At 71.6% G+C, this 17,023-nt stretch carries 13 protein-coding genes; 6 read left to right on the top strand and 7 right to left on the bottom strand.

Annotated elements, in window-relative coordinates; genetic code table 11:
- Positions 1 to 438: 438 nt before the first annotated feature.
- Entirely contained in the window at positions 439 to 1,821 is a 1,383-nt protein-coding gene (locus ACMA1D_RS03205; RefSeq protein WP_349993972.1) for a glycine--tRNA ligase, read from the bottom strand.
- 184 nt (positions 1,822 to 2,005) lie between these two features.
- On the opposite strand from ACMA1D_RS03205, the gene ACMA1D_RS03200 reads away from it, so the two are divergent.
- From ACMA1D_RS03200 to ACMA1D_RS03185, 4 genes are all read left to right on the top strand, one after another.
- The gene (locus tag ACMA1D_RS03200; RefSeq protein WP_414722309.1) at positions 2,006 to 2,971 is read left to right on the top strand and encodes a metal ABC transporter substrate-binding protein; all 966 of its coding nucleotides are present in this window, start codon (positions 2,006 to 2,008) and stop codon (positions 2,969 to 2,971) included.
- A 465-nt stretch (positions 2,972 to 3,436) separates the two neighbouring features.
- Complete coding sequence (locus ACMA1D_RS03195) at positions 3,437 to 4,384, top strand: metal ABC transporter ATP-binding protein (RefSeq protein ID WP_414722308.1); 948 nt, start codon at positions 3,437 to 3,439, stop codon at positions 4,382 to 4,384.
- Positions 4,384 to 5,280 carry a metal ABC transporter permease gene (locus tag ACMA1D_RS03190; RefSeq protein WP_414722307.1) on the top strand — a complete coding sequence of 299 codons (897 nt, stop codon included), beginning with the start codon at positions 4,384 to 4,386 and terminating at the stop codon, positions 5,278 to 5,280. The genes ACMA1D_RS03195 and ACMA1D_RS03190 overlap by 1 nt, the downstream gene beginning before the upstream one ends.
- Positions 5,281 to 5,388: 108 nt before the next feature.
- Positions 5,389 to 5,805 (top strand): transcriptional repressor, encoded by a 417-nt coding sequence (locus ACMA1D_RS03185; RefSeq protein WP_349993975.1) that lies wholly within the window; start codon positions 5,389 to 5,391, stop codon positions 5,803 to 5,805.
- A gap of 358 nt (positions 5,806 to 6,163) precedes the next feature.
- Here the strand turns inward: ACMA1D_RS03185 and ACMA1D_RS03180 are convergent, their stop codons facing one another.
- The 3 genes from ACMA1D_RS03180 to ACMA1D_RS03170 form a co-directional block, all read right to left on the bottom strand.
- Entirely contained in the window at positions 6,164 to 7,009 is an 846-nt protein-coding gene (locus ACMA1D_RS03180) for an isoprenyl transferase (protein WP_414722306.1), read from the bottom strand.
- Positions 7,010 to 7,259: 250 nt separating this feature from the next.
- The gene (gene recO / locus ACMA1D_RS03175; RefSeq protein WP_414722305.1) at positions 7,260 to 8,006 is read right to left on the bottom strand and encodes a DNA repair protein RecO; all 747 of its coding nucleotides are present in this window, start codon (positions 8,004 to 8,006) and stop codon (positions 7,260 to 7,262) included.
- Between the two features lie 437 nt (positions 8,007 to 8,443).
- A complete protein-coding gene (locus tag ACMA1D_RS03170; protein WP_414722304.1) occupies positions 8,444 to 8,656 on the bottom strand; it encodes a hypothetical protein in 213 nt (70 codons plus the stop codon).
- A 196-nt stretch (positions 8,657 to 8,852) separates the two neighbouring features.
- Between ACMA1D_RS03170 and ACMA1D_RS03165 the strand changes: the two genes are divergently transcribed.
- Together ACMA1D_RS03165 and ACMA1D_RS03160 are read left to right on the top strand one after the other, a co-directional pair.
- A complete protein-coding gene (locus tag ACMA1D_RS03165; protein ID WP_414722303.1) occupies positions 8,853 to 11,867 on the top strand; it encodes an NACHT domain-containing protein in 3,015 nt (1,004 codons plus the stop codon).
- Between the two features lie 179 nt (positions 11,868 to 12,046).
- Positions 12,047 to 12,796, top strand: coding sequence for a pyridoxamine 5'-phosphate oxidase family protein (locus tag ACMA1D_RS03160; RefSeq protein ID WP_414722302.1), 750 nt, complete (start codon positions 12,047 to 12,049; stop codon positions 12,794 to 12,796).
- A 247-nt stretch (positions 12,797 to 13,043) separates the two neighbouring features.
- Here the strand turns inward: ACMA1D_RS03160 and ACMA1D_RS03155 are convergent, their stop codons facing one another.
- From ACMA1D_RS03155 to ACMA1D_RS03145, 3 genes are all read right to left on the bottom strand, one after another.
- Positions 13,044 to 13,583, bottom strand: a complete 540-nt coding sequence (locus ACMA1D_RS03155; RefSeq protein ID WP_414722301.1) for a TetR/AcrR family transcriptional regulator — start codon at positions 13,581 to 13,583, stop codon at positions 13,044 to 13,046.
- A gap of 144 nt (positions 13,584 to 13,727) precedes the next feature.
- Positions 13,728 to 14,429 carry a response regulator transcription factor gene (locus tag ACMA1D_RS03150; protein ID WP_414722300.1) on the bottom strand — a complete coding sequence of 234 codons (702 nt, stop codon included), beginning with the start codon at positions 14,427 to 14,429 and terminating at the stop codon, positions 13,728 to 13,730.
- On the bottom strand, positions 14,429 to 16,615 hold the full coding sequence (locus ACMA1D_RS03145; RefSeq protein WP_414722509.1) for a histidine kinase: 2,187 nt from the start codon (positions 16,613 to 16,615) through the stop codon (positions 14,429 to 14,431). The genes ACMA1D_RS03150 and ACMA1D_RS03145 overlap by 1 nt, the downstream gene beginning before the upstream one ends.
- Positions 16,616 to 17,023 lie beyond the last annotated feature (408 nt).

Below are 17,023 nucleotides of genomic sequence, written 5' to 3'. Positions count from 1 at the left end.
CCTATTGGACGTCAGGACGTTCAGGGGCTCAACGTACCGGGATCGGGGGCGGGTTGGTCGTACGATGCGGCCGGCCGCCCGAGTCACCCCGTTTCGCCGGTGATGCGCACCCCCTGCACGGGGCTGCCCACCCCCGCGGGGTCGCCCCCACCCCACGGGCCGGGAGCGCGCGCCATCCGGGTGGCCCGGCACCGTCGACACGGCCGTACCACCGGATGCGAAGGCGCCACCGGACGCAGCGGCGCCGCCGGCTGCGAAGGCACGGCGGATGCGGGGGGGGAGGCGTAGCAACGCAGGCGCGGCGGGGGCAAGGGTGGCGGGGCGCCCCACCGGGTGCAATGCCCCACCGGGCAGCGCCTCCCGGAATGCGAAACGCCGGGCCGATGCGCCATCGGCCCGGCGTCTCCTAGCCGGGAATCAGGTGGTGCCGGTGGGCCACTAGCAGCCCAGCAGGCGCCCGCCCAGGTAGCTCTGGATCTGGTCCAGGGAGACCCGTTCCTGCTTCATCGTGTCGCGCTCGCGCACGGTCACCGCGTTGTCTTCGAGGGTGTCGAAGTCGACGGTGACGCAGAACGGGGTGCCGATCTCGTCCTGGCGGCGGTAGCGGCGACCGATGGCGCCGGCGTCGTCGAACTCGATGTTCCAGTTCTTACGCAGGTCGGTGGCGAGCCCCTTGGCCTTCGGGGAGAGCTGCGGGTTGCGGGACAGCGGCAGGACCGCGACCTTGACCGGCGCGAGACGCGGGTCGAGCCGCATCACGGTGCGCTTCTCCAGTTTGCCCTTGGCGTTGGGCGCCTCGTCCTCCACGTACGCGTCGAGCATGAAGGCGAGCATGGCGCGGTTGACACCGGCCGCCGGCTCGATGACGTACGGGGTCCAGCGCTCGCCGGCCTCCTGGTCGAAGTACGACAGGTCCTGGCCGGACGCCTTCGAGTGGGCCTTGAGGTCGTAGTCGGTGCGGTTGGCCACGCCCTCAAGCTCGGAGAACTCGGTGCCACCGAAGTTGAACCGGTACTCGATGTCAGCGGTGCGCTTCGAGTAGTGGGAAAGCTTCTCCGCCGGGTGCTCGAACCACCGAATGTTCTCCTCGCGAATACCGAGGTCGGTGTACCAGTTCCAGCGCTGCTCCATCCAGTATTCCTGCCACTGCTCGTCCTCGCCCGGCTTGACGAAGAACTCCATCTCCATCTGCTCGAACTCACGCGTACGGAAGATGAAGTTTCCGGGCGTGATCTCGTTGCGGAAGGACTTGCCGAGCTGGGCGATGCCGAACGGCGGCTTCTTGCGCGAAGTCTGCTGCACGGCGGCGAAGTTGGTGAAGATGCCCTGCGCGGTCTCGGGGCGCAGGTAGGCGAGGGAGCCCGCGTCCTGGGTGGGGCCGAGGTGGGTGGAGAGCAGGCCGGAGAAGAGCTTGGGCTCGGTGAAGCCGCCCTTGTTGCCGCAGTGCGGGCAGTTGATGTCGGCGAGGCCGTTCGCCGGCAGGTGGCCGTGCTTGGCCTCGTACGCCTCCTCCAGGTGGTCCGCGCGGAAGCGCTTGTGGCAGGAGGTGCACTCGGTCAGCGGGTCGGTGAAGGTGGCGACGTGACCCGACGCCTCCCAGACCTCACGGGCGAGGATCACGGACGAGTCGAGACCAACGACGTCGTCGCGCGAGGTGACCATCGAGCGCCACCACTGGCGCTTGATGTTCTCCTTCAGCTCCACGCCGAGCGGTCCGTAGTCCCAGGCGGCTCGCTGGCCGCCGTAGATCTCGCTGCACGGATAGACGAAGCCACGGCGCTTGCTCAGGCTGACGATGGTGTCGATCTTGTCGGCGGCCACGGTGCTCTCTTCATTACGACGACGAAGCGGTCAGTGTGGGGTCCGCCGGGTACTCGCCCGCGCGGCCCTGCGAATGCCCCAGATTACCGGCGGCGGCACCCCTGGGATCAAATCGGTTCCAGTGATGACAGCCTTCAACCAACCTTGTTGACAATCGTTTCCACTTTAGTTGAAAATGACTGTCATGAACGTACGACGCCTCATACCCGCCACCGCGATGGTCGGGGCCACCGCGCTCGCGCTGGTCACGCTCTCCGCCTGCTCCGACAAAGCCAGCAAGGACGGAAAGCCGCAGGTCGTGGCGTCGTTCTATCCGATGGAGTTCCTGGCCAAGCAGATCGGTGGCGAGCATGTGCACGTCAGCACCCTCACCAAGCCGGGCGTCGAACCGCACGACCTGGAGCTCAAACCGCGCCAGGTGGCCGAACTGAGCGAGGCCGACCTCGTCGTCTACCTGAAGGGGCTCCAACCCTCCGTCGACAAGGCCGTCAGCCAGTCCGAGGCCAAGCACAAGGTCGACGCGGCCGAGCTGACCTCGCTGGAGAAGCACGGCGCCGGCGGGCATGACCACGACCACGGCACCGAGGAGCACGACCACGAGGGCGGACACGACCACGGCGACGAGGCCGGCGGCGACCCGCACATTTGGCTCGACCCGACGAAGTACGCCGAGGTCGCCAAGGGCCTCGGCAAGAAGCTCGCCGAGGCCGACCCGGACCACAAGGCCGACTACCAGAAGAACACCGACGCGCTGGTCGGCAAGCTCACGGCGCTCGACAAGGAGTTTTCGGCCGGCCTGAAGAACCGCACCACGGACACCTTCATCACCACCCACTCGGCGTTCGGCTACCTGGCCGAGCGGTACGGACTGGACCAGGAGGGGATCTCCGGCATCTCCCCCGAGGCCGAGGCCAGCCCGGCCCGGATCAAGGACATCCAGCAGATCGCCAAGAAGGAGAAGGTGAGCACGGTCTTCTTCGAGACCCTGGCCAGCAACAAGGGGGCGAAGACCGTCGCCGAGGACACCGGCCTCAAGACCGGCGTCCTCGACCCGCTGGAGGGCATCACCGACAAGTCCAAGGGCGACGACTACTTCGCGGTGATGCGGGCCAACCTCGCCGCGCTGCAAGAGGCGCTCGGTGCCAAGTGACTCGCCGTGAGTGACCACCTCGGGTGATCCGAGGCGGGTGGCCCACCTCGGGTGATCCGGCACCGGGTATCGGTCCGAGCGGTGAACCCCGGCCGACCGGCCTCCGGCGGTCAGGTCCGCACGACCCGCCCGGGGCCCGTGCCCGAGCGATCGTTTTCGGTCACCGGCGGGCCCGCTCGGCGGCGAGACGGTGGCCGGGAAGGGGAACCGGGTTCCGGGAGTTGTCCTCGGTGGCGGCCAGGCGTCTCGCTCGGCGCGCCGGCGCCCGCGGGGCGTACGGGACGGTGGCCGGCGCCCCTGCCCAACCGTTGAGGCGGCCTGCGGCACCACCGCCCCGACGGCTCTGCCCCCCACGGCAGTCAGAGCAGGTCAGAGCAGGCCACAACACTTCACAGCAGTTCTCAGCACCCGTAACACCCACAGCACTCACAACACCCGAAACAACAGGCGAGAAGACCAGCGAGCATGGCGGAGGCAGGCGTGGCGAGCGAGCGAAGCGAGGGGCCCGCCGGGGGCATACCCGACGCGTCCGGACGAGGTACGGCCAAGGCCCCGGAGCCGGACGTGGTGGCACCCGACGCGCCCGAAGCGGCCTCCACCGGACCCGCACCCGCGAGCGACGCCGCCCCCCAAGGGGCGGCCAAGCAGGAGAAGCCAGTCCTGGTGGTGCGCGGGGCGCGCGCCTCGCTGGGCTCACGCCCGGTGTTGCGCGGGGTGGACCTCACGGTGCGTAGCGGCGAGGTGGTGGCACTGCTCGGAGCGAACGGTTCCGGGAAGTCCACGCTGGTCCGCGCGCTGGTCGGGCAGGTGCCGCTGACCGGCGGTGAGCTGGAGCTCTTCGGGACGCCGCGGCGCAAGTTCCGCCAGTGGGCACGCGTCGGGTACATGCCGCAGCGCACCACGGCCGCCAGTGGCGTGCCGGCGACGGTGCGCGAGGTGGTCTCGGCCGGCCGACTGGCCCGTACGAAGCTGCGGTGGCCGGGGCGGGAGGACCGGGCGGCCGTGCACCGGGCGTTGGAGCTGGTGGGCATGGCCGACCGGGCCAAGGACTCGGTCAACGCGCTCTCCGGCGGCCAGCACCAGCGGGTGCTGATCGCCCGGGCGCTCGCCGGCGAGCCGGAGCTGTTGATCATGGATGAGCCGATGGCCGGCGTGGACCTGACCAGTCAGCAGGTGCTCGCGGACGCGCTGCGGCAGCAGGTCGCGCGGGGCGTGACGGTGCTGCTCGTGCTGCACGAGCTCGGCCCCCTCGAACCGCTCATCGACCGGGCGGTGGTGCTCCGCGACGGCTGCGTGCTGCACGACGGGCCGCCGCCGCAGGCCGTCGGCCAGCACGCGCTGCCGGGCCACGACCACATCCACCCGCATGCCGCGGACGCCGCGGAGCCGATCCGGACGGGGCTGTTGATCTGATGGAAATGCTCGACTACGCCTTCATGCAGCGGGCGCTGCTCGCTGCCGTGCTCGTGGGCATCACGGCCCCCGCGGTCGGCATCTACCTCGTCCAGCGCCGCCAGGCGATCATGGGTGACGGCATCGGCCACGTCGCACTGACCGGCGTCGCGCTGGGCTTTCTGACCGGCAACAACCCGGTGTGGACCGCGGTGGGCGTGGCGGCGCTCGGTGCGGTGCTGATGGAGCTGATCCGCTGGTACGGGAAGGCCCGCGGGGACCTCGCGCTGGCGATGCTGTTCTACGGCGGCATGGCGGGTGGCGTGTTGCTGATCAACATGTCGGACACCGGTTCCAACGCCAACCTCACCTCGTACCTCTTCGGGTCGATCACCACGGTCTCGGAGGAGGACGTGCGGACGATCTGCGTGCTGGCCGCCTTCGTCGTACTGATCACGCTGGGCCTGCGCCGGCAGTTGTTCGCCATCTGCCAGGACGAGGAGTTCGCCCGGGTGACGGGGCTGCCGGTCCGCTTCCTGAACCTGCTGTTGGCCGTCACGGCGGCGGTCACCGTCACGGTGGCGATGCGGGTGGTCGGGTTGCTGCTGGTGAGTGCGTTGATGGTGGTGCCGGTCGCGGCGGCGCAGCAGGCCACCCGCAGCTTCGGGATGACGATGGCGCTTTCGGTCACGATCGGGGTGCTGGTGACGCTCTCCGGAACCAGCTATTCCTACTACCAGGACGTGCCGCCCGGCGCCAGTATCGTCGTCCTGGCGATCGCCGTCTTCGCCGTGATCACGGTGCTGGCAACGCCCCTTGCACGCCGCCGGGCGCGGCGGTTGGCACAGGCGGAGGAAGGGTGCTCTTTGGAGGGCCCCACCAGTCCCGTACCGGTCAGCAGCGAGGCGCGGGTGTGACGAGCGGGGCGGGAAGGCATCTTCGTGTCGGCCACGTCACCTGGCAGACTGGCACGAGGTCCGGCCGGACGCCGGGCGGGTGACGAGCAGGCAACCGAGGAGGAAGCTGTGGCGACCGCGGGTCCCCCAGTACGCGGCCGGGCTACCAAGCAACGCGCCGCGGTGGCGGCGGCGCTGGACGAGGTGGACGAGTTCCGCAGTGCGCAGGAGCTGCACGACATGCTCAAGCACCGCGGCGACTCGGTCGGCCTGACCACGGTCTACCGCACCCTCCAGTCGCTCGCCGACGCCGGCGAGGTCGACGTGTTGCGCACCGACGAGGGCGAGTCGGTCTACCGCCGGTGCAGCACCGACGACCACCATCACCATCTGGTCTGCCGCACCTGCGGCAAGGCCGTCGAGGTCGAGGGCCCGGCCGTGGAGAAGTGGGCGGACTCGATCGCCACGGAGCACGGGTTCGTGGACGTGGCGCACACGATCGAGATCTTCGGTACGTGCGGCGAGTGCGCCGCCGCGAAGGGCTGACCTGGGCGTACGGGCCCGGTCCGGCCCCGGGGTGAGTCCAGCTCCTCTCCCCGGGGGCCCAGTGTGGCCCCGGACCGACCTGGCCGCGGCCGGGCCGGTGCTGACCCGTTCGGCACCGGCCTGATCGGTTCGGCATCGCCATCGCCGCCAGACCCGCTGGAATCTGCCGGGTTCTGCCGGCTCCTGCCGGGTTCTGCACGGTTTACGAATGGGTCGATTCCCGTTCGACGGCGTGGGCGCCGACCGGCCGAAAGTGGCCGGCCGGCGCCCACGTTCCGTACGCGACGAGGGCTGGTCGGAGCGGCGACGGGAGCGGGGCGCAGACGGGGCTTCGGGCGGGCCGGGGCCCTGCCGGGGGTCAGGCGCTCGGTTCGCCCGTGGTGGTGGGCGCGTCCTTGGCCGGTAGGTTCGGCAGTGCGCCGCCGAAGCGCCGGTCGCGCTGGGCGAACTCCAGGCAGGCGCGCCATAGGTCACGCCGGTCGAAGTCGGGCCACAGGACGTCCTGGAAGACCATTTCCGCGTACGCGCTCTGCCAGATGAGGTAGTTGGAGGTGCGCTGCTCGCCCGACGGCCGTACGAACAGGTCGACGTCCGGCATGTCCGGGTAGTACAGGTACTTCGCGAGCGTCTTCTCGTTCACCTTCGACGGGTCGAGCCGGCCGGCGGCCACGTCGGCCGCCAGCGCCGCGGCGGCGTCGGCGATCTCCGCACGCCCCCCGTAGTTCAGGCAGAAGTACATGGTCATGGCGTCGTTGTCCTTGGTCTGCTCCTGCGCGACCTGGAGCTCCTTGGCCACCGACTTCCACAGCTTGGGCATGCGTCCGGCCCATCGGATGCGGATGCCCAGCTCGTCCATCTCGTCGCGGCGGCGGCGGATGACCTCGCGGTTGAAGTTCATCAGGAACCGCACCTCGTCGGGCGAGCGCTTCCAGTTCTCGGTGGAGAAGGCGTACAGGGAGAGGTTCTTGACGCCCATCTCCAGGCATCCCTTGAGCACGTCGAGGACCACGCCCTCGCCGACCTTGTGCCCCTCGGTGCGCGGCAGTCCGCGCTCCTTGGCCCAGCGGCCGTTGCCGTCCATGACGATGGCGACGTGCTTGGGGACCAGCTCACCGGGGATCTTCGGCGGCTGCGCACCGGACGGATGCGGGTCCGGAGTCCGGTACTCGCGCCGTGCCCGGCCCATGAATCCGCGTCGTGCCATGCCTGCCACGTCTTCCCCATCTCGCTCTGGACGGCGCCGTTGCGCCGTCGTTCTCACTCTGCGGCGCCGGTGCTGGACGCCGTGTTCGGCCGCTGCCGGGTGCGGCCGAACGTGTTTCGGCAGCTTTCGGCAGTGTCTTCGGTCAGGCATGTCGCTGACGTATGCCGTTGAAATTTTCGGCCACCGGGGCGCCGCGTCCTGCGCCGCACCCGGCCGGCGCGACGCCCCTGGTGGGGCCCGTGTCCGGGGCTCACTTCTCCACGTACCGCAGCGAGCGCAGCCCCCGCTCCAGGTGCCAGTGCAGGTACGCGGCGACCAGGCCGCTGCCCTCGCGCACATGGCGTGCCTCGCAGGCGTCGGCAGTGGCCCAGTCGCCGGTCAGCAGCGCCCCGAGGAGCGTCAGCGACTCCGGCGAGGGTACGACGCTGCCCGGCACCCGGCAGTCCGCGCAGACCACGCCGCCGGCGCCGACCGAAAAGAATCGGTTGGGACCGGGCATGCCGCACTTGGCGCAGTTCTCGAAGCTGGGTGCGTAGCCGTTGACGGCGAGCGAGCGCAGCAGGAAGGCGTCGAGCACCAGGTGCGGTTCGTGTTCGCCGGCGGCGAGCGTGCGCAGACCGCCGACGAGCAGCAGGTACTGCTGTACGGCGGGCTCGCCCTCGTGGTCGGTGAACCGCTCGGCGGTCTCCAGCATCGCGGTGCCTGCGGTGTACCGCGCGTAGTCGGTGACGATGCCGCTGCCGTACGGGGCGATGGTCTCGCTCTGCGTGCACAGCGGCAGGCCGCGGCCGATCAGCTCGCTGCCACGGGCGAAGAACTGCACGTCGACGTGGGAGAACGGCTCCAGCCTGGCGCCGAACTTCGACTTCGTCCGCCGCACCCCGCGGGCCACCGCCCGCACCCGGCCGTGGCCCCGGGTCAGCAGGGTGATGATCCGGTCCGCCTCTCCCAGCTTCTGGGTGCGCAGCACGATGCCGTCGTCGCGGAACAGACTCATGTGTCCATTGTCCCGTACGTGTGAGGCCCGCCGATCCGGGGTACGCGCCCCGCGCCCCACCCCGCGCGAGCGGCCCGGAGCCGCCCTCGATGCCGCAGGTCGCGGGGGTGCGGGCCGGGGCCGGGCCGGCCCCGGCCCAGTGCAGCGCCGCGGACGGTGACGAAGTGGGCACCGAGCGCGTCGGTGGCGATCGCCCCCACGCCGCCGGCCTCGACGGGGCGGCCGGCCGGGAGCGCTGGCGTGCAGGGTCGGACAGCCGGCCGGCTCGACGGCGACGGCCCGTACGCCGTGCACGGGGCCCGTACGCCGTGCACGGGTGCGGCAGCGGCCACCCGGCGAACAGCCCACCACCGCCGCAGGCGACGATCACGGTGTCCAGGTCCGGCCCGGCGCGGCGGAACTCCTCGAAGGGGGTCGCCGGTCGCCCGTCACGCTGATCAGTCGCCGTACACACCACCCAGCAGCGCCAGTACGGCGGTCAACAGGCCGAGCGTCGCACCGAAGGCGGCCCCTGCGCGGGCCGTCGCCGCGGGCAAGGTCGCGCCGTCCACGGACGCCAGGACCCCGGCGACGGCCGCCACCAGCAGCGACAACAGCGCCGCCGCCACGAATCCGACGGCGAGCAGGGTCAGTTTCGTGCTTCCCGTCACGGTCAACACCCTTTCGGTCGACGATGGTCCGGTGCCCGCGTGGGAGCACCGCGCCCGACTGATCGGGCGGTGTCCACCGTGGGCGGCCGGCTGTTCGGCGGCGTTCGGGTGGACGGAACTGAACGACGACGAACGCGGCGAACACCATGAACACGCTGAGCACGACGCAGACGACGGAGCGGGTGTACGGGCGGCGATGACCACGGACAACGAGACGACCGACGCCGCGGGAGCGGGACCCGCGCGGGAGATGACGCCCGGCGCCGGGGGCGCACCACTGGAGCGGCTGGTCGACACCCTGCGCACGGCGCGCCTGCGGCGTCGGATGACCATGGCCGCGGTGACGACGCGCTCCGGGCTCGGCCGTACCACGGTCAGCCAGGCGTTCAACGGCCGTTCCCTGCCCAGTGCGGAGACGCTGGTGGCGCTGGCGGGCGCGCTGGGGCTGGCGGCGGACGGACTGCTCGACCTGCGCTCGGCGTGCCTACGGCGCCCCGCCGCGGACCCGCACGCCCCTCCTCACCTCCCTGCCACTGGCCGCGTACGGAACGCGGAACTCCGCCCCCCTGAGCCTGAGCCCGAAGCCGGCTCCGCCGACCTCACCTTCGAGTCCCGCTACCGCAGCTACCTGCGCGAACGCCACGGCCACCTCACCGTCGTCGGACTCGACCTGCGCGGCGCCGCCCAGGCGTGGTGGCCGCTGGACGCCGCCTATCTCAGCCTGGAGCTGGCCGATCGCCGCGCCGTACGCGTCAGCGAGGGTTTGGGCAGCGGGCAGCAGCGTACGGAGCGGGCCGAGGTGGCGCTCGCCGGCCGGCAGCGCGTACTGGTCCGCGGGCTCGCCGGTAGCGGCAAGACCACCCTGGTGCAGTGGCTCGCCTGCGCCAGCGCCAGCGGTGACCTGCCCGAACCGCTGCGAGAGCTGCACGGGAAGGTCGCCTTCGTCCTGCCCATGCGGACGATCTCGCGGCGCGGCGAACTGCCCCGTCCGGCGGACTTCCTGGCCGCCGTCGGCTGCCCACTGGCCGAGGCCCAGCCGGACGGGTGGGCCGATCGCGTCCTGTCGTCCGGTCGCGGGCTGGTCCTGGTGGACGGCTTGGACGAGGTGCCGCGGGCGTTCCGCGACCGGGCCGGCGACTGGTTGCGGGAATTGACGGCGGCGTACGGCACGGCACGTGTGGTGGCCACCACACGGCCGACCGCGGTTCCCGAACGCTGGCTCCAGGAGGCGTCATTCAGCGAACTGGCGGTCCGCCCGATGACCGGCGCCGATGTGAGCGTCTTCATCTCCCGCTGGCACACGGCGGCGCGCGAGGGGGCGCCGAGCGCGGAGGCGCGCGCCCGGCTCGACGTACTGGAACGGGAACTACGCGAGAAGGTCCGGGCCAAGCGGGACCTCGCGCTGCTCACCACCACCCCACTGCTGTGCGCTCTGGTGTGCGCCCTGCACCGGGACCGCAGGGGCCAACTCCCGCACGATCGGGTGGAGATCTACGAGGCCGCGCTCTCCATGCTGCTGTACCGGCGCGACCAGGAACGCGAGGTGCACCGGCCGGAAGGGATCGCGCTCAGCGAGAAGGAGAGCATCCAACTCCTCCAGAAACTCGCCTACTGGCTGACGCTCAACGGCCAGACCGAACTGGTCGCGACGACGGCCACCTGGCTGATCGACGACGCGCTCAGCAGCATGGTGCCGGTGGCGGAACAGGGCGACGCGGCGGCGGTCCTCAACCACCTGGTCGGGCGGACCGGGCTGCTGCGCGCCCCGACGACGGACACGATCGACTTCGTACACCGCACGTTCCAGGACTTCCTGGGCGCGAAGGCGGCCGTCGAGGGCTACCACCTGCCGTTGATCGTCAAGAACGCCCATGACGAACAGTGGGAGGACGTGGTGCGCATGGCGGTCGCCCACGCGCGCCCCGACGAACGCGCCACGCTGCTGCGCGGCATCGTCGAACGCGCCGACCGCGAACAGCAGCACCGCACCCGGTTACGACTCCTCGCCCTCGCCTGCCTCCAGCACGCGACGGAGCTGGACGCCACGATCCGCTCCGAGATCGAGGCCGGTGCAGCCGCGCTGATACCGCCGCGTTCCGTGCACGAGGCGGACGCGCTGGCTCAAGTGGGACCCGTCGTTCTCGACTTGTTGCCACATCCGTCGGAGCTGGCGGAGGACGAGAAGGTGGCGGCCATCCGTACGGCACAAATGATCGCGGGTGACGCGGCCTTGGCCTATCTGGCGTCGTTCGCGGGGCCGCAGAGCGAGATCGTGTATGAGGCTCTCGCCGACAACTGGAGGAGTTTTGATGCTGAGCAGTACGTGACGGAGGTGCTGGCGCCGGTCCCCGGTCAGGTGTACGTCACCCTCGTTGACGCGCGGCAACTGGCGGCCATCAGCAGCTTGGATGTGAACGGAATCTCCTACCTAGGCGACCTGACCGGCACCCAGTTGGCGCGTCTTCCCCAGGCACCCGACCTGCGCGAAATGTCCTTGATCGGCAACGCCGCCATCACCGACCTGGGGTGGGCCACCGCGTTCCCCGCGCTGAAGTCCCTGTCCCTCATCGATTGCACGAGGCTCCGCAGCCTGGACGGGCTCCAGCGCACCGAGGTCAGTCACCTCATCCTGGAGATTCTCGACGACAACCTCGACGTGGGAGCCCTGGAGCACCTGCCCACCCTGCATCACCTCGAACTGGCCACCGAGTTGCCCGACCGGGGACTCATCGAACTTCCCGCCTGCGATGAGCTCGCGAACCTATGGCTGGACCCGATCTTCTTCGAGAGTGCGGATCTCAACGGGCTGGCGCGCTGGCGCAAGTTGACCACACTGGCGCTGCCGAGCCAGCCCTTCGTGGAGGAGTTCGTCGAGGTCTGGGACCTGCCAAGGCTGACGACCCTGTGCATCTGGGACGTCAATCTCACCCCCGGCACACCGCTGGCCGAGGTTCCGCCGCTGCCGGGCATCACTGCGGCAAGGCTGACGACCGCTTCCCGGAACTGCGACCTGGCTCAGGTCGCACGACTCTTCCCGGGAGCCCGCACCATCTCACTGACCTCGTTCACCAGTGGCGCATCGATCGACCTCACTCCCCTGTCCACCCTGCCCCACCTGCAACGCCTGGCGCTCACCGACTTCACCACCATCACCGGGGCCGAGCACTTCGGCCCCGACGTGGTCCAGATCTCGCCACGCCCCCGACACTGACCCACCGCCCCGCGCGCCCACACCTCGCTGGCTCCTCTCCCGGCTCCCACCTGCACATCCCACCCCATCGGGCCACCAGTCGACCACGCCCACCCCCAAGACGGAACCGATTGGTACCATCTGAAGGTCGCAGGTGCTCAACGGGTGCCCATCCGCGCCCTGAACGAGGGGACTTCACGATGAGCCGCTACGCGCATCTGGCCTACACCGGCAGCGTTCTGCGCATGCAGCGGGAGGAGGGGAGCGCCGCCAGCGGGGCCCGCGCCCTGGCGCACGGCGATACGCCGGAGCCCATCGGAACCCGCGAAGCGGCCTTCATCGCCTCACGGGACGGCTTCTACCTGGGCTCGGTCAGCGAGACGGGCTGGCCCTACGTGCAGTACCGCGGCGGCCCGCCCGGCTTCCTGCACGTCCTGGACGAGTGGACCCTCGGGTACGCCGACGTACGGGGCAACCGGCAGTACATCTCCACCGGCAACGTGCGGGCCGACGGGCGCGTCGCGCTGTTCCTGATGGACTACGCGCGACAGGCCAGGCTCAAGTTCTTCGGGCGCGCCGAGGTCAAGTCGCTCGGCGACCACCCGGAGTTGGCCGAACGGCTCGACCGGATACGGACCGACGGTCGGGTGGAACGACTCGTGACGATCCGGATCGAAGGGTTCAACTGGAACTGCCCCCAGCACATCACCCCGCGGTTCACCCAGTACGAACTGTCCGCCGCCCTGCCCGCGGTGCGCGCCCACATCGCCGAGGTGGAGTCGGAGAACGCGCGACTGCGCTCGTCCCGGGCCGAACTGGCCGACCGCAACACCACCCAGGAACAGCGGCTGGCCGCGCTCACGCGACACACCACCGACCTGGAACAGGCCAATGTGGCGTTGGAGGAGGAGGTTCGTCGCCTCCGCACGCTGGTGGCGGCCGGCGGCTGACCCCTACGGCCGACGGGCCCGCTCCCGCTCCGCCACGCTCCCGCCCCCGTCACCGTCACCGTCACCGTCACCCTGCCGATGATGTGCCAAGCCGCGACGGCGGGGCGCCCGGCTGGGCAGCGGATCGAAAAGGGCGCGGGTTGGTGGCCCGGCAGGGTGGCGGCCGGCCAGGGCAGTGGGTGGACAGGGTGGTAGTGGGCGCACAAGGTGGCGGGCCGGGGGCAGCCGATCGTCGGTCGGCGCGCGTTCACCCCAGCAGTCGCCGTGCGATCTCCCGGGCCCGGAGGGCCGCCGCCGGGGTGCGTTCGTACATCGTGGTGACCGTCGCCCCGTCCATCAGCAGGACGAACTGTTCCGCCAGCGTCTCGTGCCGCTCGTACCCTGCTTCCTCGATCAACTGCCCGACGTAGCTGATGAGCCGGCGCTTGTGGGCCTCGGCCAACCGGTACACCTCGCTGGTCGGATCGGCCGTCTCGGCCATCGCGTTGATGAACGCACAGCCGTGGAACCCCTGGTCCTGCGCCCGGTCCGCCAGTGCGTCGAACACGGCGAGCGGCCCGCCCCCGTGCGCGGCCACGGCGCCCTTCAACCATGCCGTCCAGTGCTCGCCGCGGCGCACCAACACGGCCGCGACCAGTGCGTCCTTGCCGACGAAGTGCCGGTAGAAGGAGGCCCGCCCCACCCCGGAGACCGTCAGCAACCGCTCCACGCCGACCGCCTGGATGCCCTCGGTGTAGAACAGTTCCTCGGCGGTCTCCAACAGGCGGTCACGGGCACGCGTGGGCATGCCGCAACGTTAACCGATGCCGCTCCACCCCCTACTTCGCCACCTCCGTACGACCCGGCCGGCCCCTGGCCCATCTGCCCCGGCGCCCGCCGGCCCGTTCCACCCAACGCGCCCCGCGCCGGCCACTCCCCGAAACTCCCCGCGCTACCCCGTCGCGGCCCCCGTCCTGGTCGGTGTCACCAGGCCCGACTCGTACGCCAAAATCACGAGCTGTGCCCGGTCGCGGGCCATCAGCTTGCCCATGATGCGGCTGACGTGCGTCTTGGCGGTGAACGGGCTCAGGCCCAGCGCCTCGGCGATCTCCGCGTTGTTCAGGCCCCGGCCCACCAGGGTCAGGACCTGGCACTCGCGGTCGGAGAGCGCGGTCAGCGCCTCGGGTGGGGCGGCCGGTGAAGGGGTCGCCGGGAGGCGGAGGACCCGGGCGATGAGCCGGGCCGTGGGTCCCGGCGACAACAGGGCGTCGCCCGCCGCCACCGTACGGATCGCCTCCAGCAGCTCGGCCGGCTTGGTGTCCTTCACCAGGAACCCGGAGGCCCCGGCGCGCAGCGCGTCCACGATGTACTCGTCGGTGTCGTACGTGGTGAGCACCAGCACCTTCACGCCGGCCAGGTCGGCGTCGGCCGCGATGCGCCGGGTCGCTTCGATGCCGTCCAGCTCCGGCATGCGGATGTCCATCACCACCAGATCGGCGCCGACCGTACGGGCCAGTTCGACGGCCTCCCTGCCGTTCCCCGCCTGGCCGACCACCTCCATGTCGCGAGCCGACTCGACCAGCATCGCGAACGCGGCCCGCACCAGCGTCTGGTCATCGGCAAGCAGCACCCTGATGGGCTGCGGCGCACTCATCACGCGTCCCCCTCTCGTCCGTCCCGTGCCCCGGGCACATCCGCCCCCGCGGCACCGGGTCCCCCCTCGGCCGCCCCCGCGGCTTCGGCCACTTCGGCTATCTCGCCCTCTTCGGCTATGTCGCCCTCGCCCACCGGTCCACTCCTCGTCTCGCTGTCCGTCCGGTTCCTCACTCCGCACCGGTCCCCAGGCCGCCCTCCGGCCGCCGACTTCCCCGCGGCGACCGGCCGGCCCGCGGTCGGCGTCCCCTCTCCCACAGCAGTTGCCGTTCCTCCGGCCGGCTCGGCCGGCGGCGGTCCTGCCGCCGGTGGCTCGGCGGCGTCTTCGCGCTTCGGTGGCGCCCCGAGGCCACCGCGCGGGGCGGTGCCGAGTGGCAGGACCGCCCGTACGACGAAGCCCGGGCCGTCCGCACGCCAGCCGGCCGACACCGAACCGCCCACGCTCCGGGCGCGTTCGCGCATGCCGGCGATGCCGAAGCCGTCGACGTCACGCGGGCTCGCCACGATCGCCCCGCCCGGCAGGCCCAAGCCAGCACCCCCCGTACCCGAGCCGACAGCGCCCGTCCCCCCAGCACCCCGCCCGTACCCGCCACGCCCCGGCACGGGCCGCGGCGGCGCCGCCTGGCCACGGGGCGCACGGCTGCTGGCCGTACGGTCAGTGGCCGTACGGTCGTTGGTCGTACGGTCATTGGTTGGGCGGCCACTGGTCGCGCGGCCAGTGCTCAGGCGGTCGCCGGCGCCGCGGCCGGATGGGTCGGCACCGGCGCCGCGGCCGTCGGGCCCGGGCGCCGTGGGGCCGCGGCCCCCCCCCCCCACGCCGGCACCGACGCTCTGCCAGGCAGCCTCGCCGTCCGCCTCCGGCGGGGCCCCCGTGCAGTAGTGCTCGACGGCGGCTGCCGACGCGCCCGGTCGGCCGTCGCCCCCTGCCGGATGATCCCGGCTGTCGGCGACCCGGCCGTCCCACGCCGGCACTCCGACGGGCCCGGTGGGCCAGCACGCCACGGCATGTCCGAACTCCTCGCCCCCGCCCGGGGGTTCAGCAGTCCGGTCACGGCGGACGGCGGACGGCCTCGCCGGGCCGGCCGCAAGGGCCGGGCCGTCGTCGCATACCGTGACGTTCAACGCCTCGCCTTCCGCCCAGGGGAGTGACACCCGGCGGACCGTGGCGACCGTGCGGACGTCGGGGCCCGCGTGCCGGACCGCGTTGGTCAGCGCCTCCTGGACGATCCGGTAGGCCGCGGCCCCGACCGCCGGGGCTATCTCGGCGGCCGTCTCCGGGGTCAGGTCGAGCTCCAGGGTGACCCGGGCGCCCGCCATCTCAGCCGACCTGGCCAGGTCGGGCAGACCGGCCAGGCCCGGGGGCGGTCGGGTGGCGTCCGGGGCCGGCTCGGCCTCCCCGGCGCGCAACACCTGGAGCGTGGTGCGGAGTTCGGCCCGGGCGGCCCGGCAGGTGTCGGCTATCGAGTCCAACGCCTTGGACACCGCGTCCCGGTCAAGCCGGTCCGGGTCGGCGACCAGCACATGGGCGGCCACCGAGGTCTGCACACCGATCAACGTGATGCTGTGGGCCAACAGGTCATGCAGGTCCCGGGCGATCCGCAGCCGCTCTTCGGCCACCCGGCGCGCAGCCTCCTCCTCCCTGGTGCGCTCGGCCCGCTCGGCCCGCTCGACGATGGCGGCCACGTAGTTGCGGTGCGTACGCAGCGCTATTCCGATCACCACCACGGCCAGCAGCCAGCCCGAACTGCGCAGCATCTCCCCCAGCGCCTGGTGGTCCGGGGAGTTGGACATCACCACCGCCATCACCGCCACGATGATGGCGAGCGCCCACAGCGACCGTCGGGCCGGAGCACCGACCGCCAGGGCGTACAGCGCCACTATCCCGGCGGGCACCGTGGCGAGGTGGGCGTAGTCGAGCGAGTGGTATGGGCCCACGGCGAGGACCACCACGACCGTCGTGGCCGTGGGGGCCGTACGGCGGGAGACCAGGGCCAGGGCGCTGATGACGAGCAGGATCCAGCCGAGGAGGTCGGGCCGGCTTCCGTCGTTCGTGACGCTGATGGCCAGCGCAGTCTGCACGGCGAGCACCACCAGGGCGAGCGCGACGTCGAGCCCCGTGGGCCGGGGCGGCGCGGCCACCGTGGGTGGATGCCGTACGCCGCGCAACGCGGCGGTGAATTCGCTCATCTGCACGGTCCCATCGTGCGCTACGGCTCTGACTTTCGGGCAGGGCCGCCCGCGCCCTGTGGATAACTATCCAGCGGCGCCGCCCTGGCTGCCCGGTACTTGTCCCCGGGGCCCTGGGGCCCTCCCCCTTCCCCCCTCCCCCTCCTCCCGCCCCGCCCTCTCCCACACCCCGGCCCCCGGCCCCTCCTCCGCACCCGCACAGGCACCCGCACAGGCACCAGCACCGGCACCGGCACCAGGTTCATACCGGTTCAAGCCGGATTCTTCGGCCCGTACCACGCCGGGTTCGCCCGTCGCGCGGCTGCCCGCCACGGCAGCCTCACCCCGCGCCCGCGGCAACCCACGACAGCGGCTCGCCCTGCCCCAGCGGCAGCGACCTGCCTCCCCGGGCGAACGGCCTCCCATCAA

The organism is Streptomyces sp. 796.1 (assembly GCF_047525675.1).
Lineage (GTDB): Bacteria > Actinomycetota > Actinomycetes > Streptomycetales > Streptomycetaceae > Streptomyces.
The sequence above is the reverse complement of the archived record's forward strand: the minus strand, read 5'-3'. Positions and strand labels throughout refer to the sequence as shown.

Coding starts and splice junctions, on each gene's coding strand:
- recO (WP_414722305.1), bottom strand. CDS start 8,006: ATGAGTCTGTTCCGCGACGACGGCATCGTGCTGCGCACCCAGAAGCTG.
- ACMA1D_RS03200 (WP_414722309.1), top strand. CDS start 2,006: ATGAACGTACGACGCCTCATACCCGCCACCGCGATGGTCGGGGCCACC.
- ACMA1D_RS03150 (WP_414722300.1), bottom strand. CDS start 14,429: ATGAGTGCGCCGCAGCCCATCAGGGTGCTGCTTGCCGATGACCAGACG.
- ACMA1D_RS03190 (WP_414722307.1), top strand. CDS start 4,384: ATGGAAATGCTCGACTACGCCTTCATGCAGCGGGCGCTGCTCGCTGCC.
- ACMA1D_RS03165 (WP_414722303.1), top strand. CDS start 8,853: ATGACCACGGACAACGAGACGACCGACGCCGCGGGAGCGGGACCCGCG.
- ACMA1D_RS03160 (WP_414722302.1), top strand. CDS start 12,047: ATGAGCCGCTACGCGCATCTGGCCTACACCGGCAGCGTTCTGCGCATG.
- ACMA1D_RS03155 (WP_414722301.1), bottom strand. CDS start 13,583: ATGCCCACGCGTGCCCGTGACCGCCTGTTGGAGACCGCCGAGGAACTG.
- ACMA1D_RS03145 (WP_414722509.1), bottom strand. CDS start 16,615: ATGAGCGAATTCACCGCCGCGTTGCGCGGCGTACGGCATCCACCCACG.
- ACMA1D_RS03180 (WP_414722306.1), bottom strand. CDS start 7,009: ATGGCACGACGCGGATTCATGGGCCGGGCACGGCGCGAGTACCGGACT.
- ACMA1D_RS03195 (WP_414722308.1), top strand. CDS start 3,437: ATGGCGGAGGCAGGCGTGGCGAGCGAGCGAAGCGAGGGGCCCGCCGGG.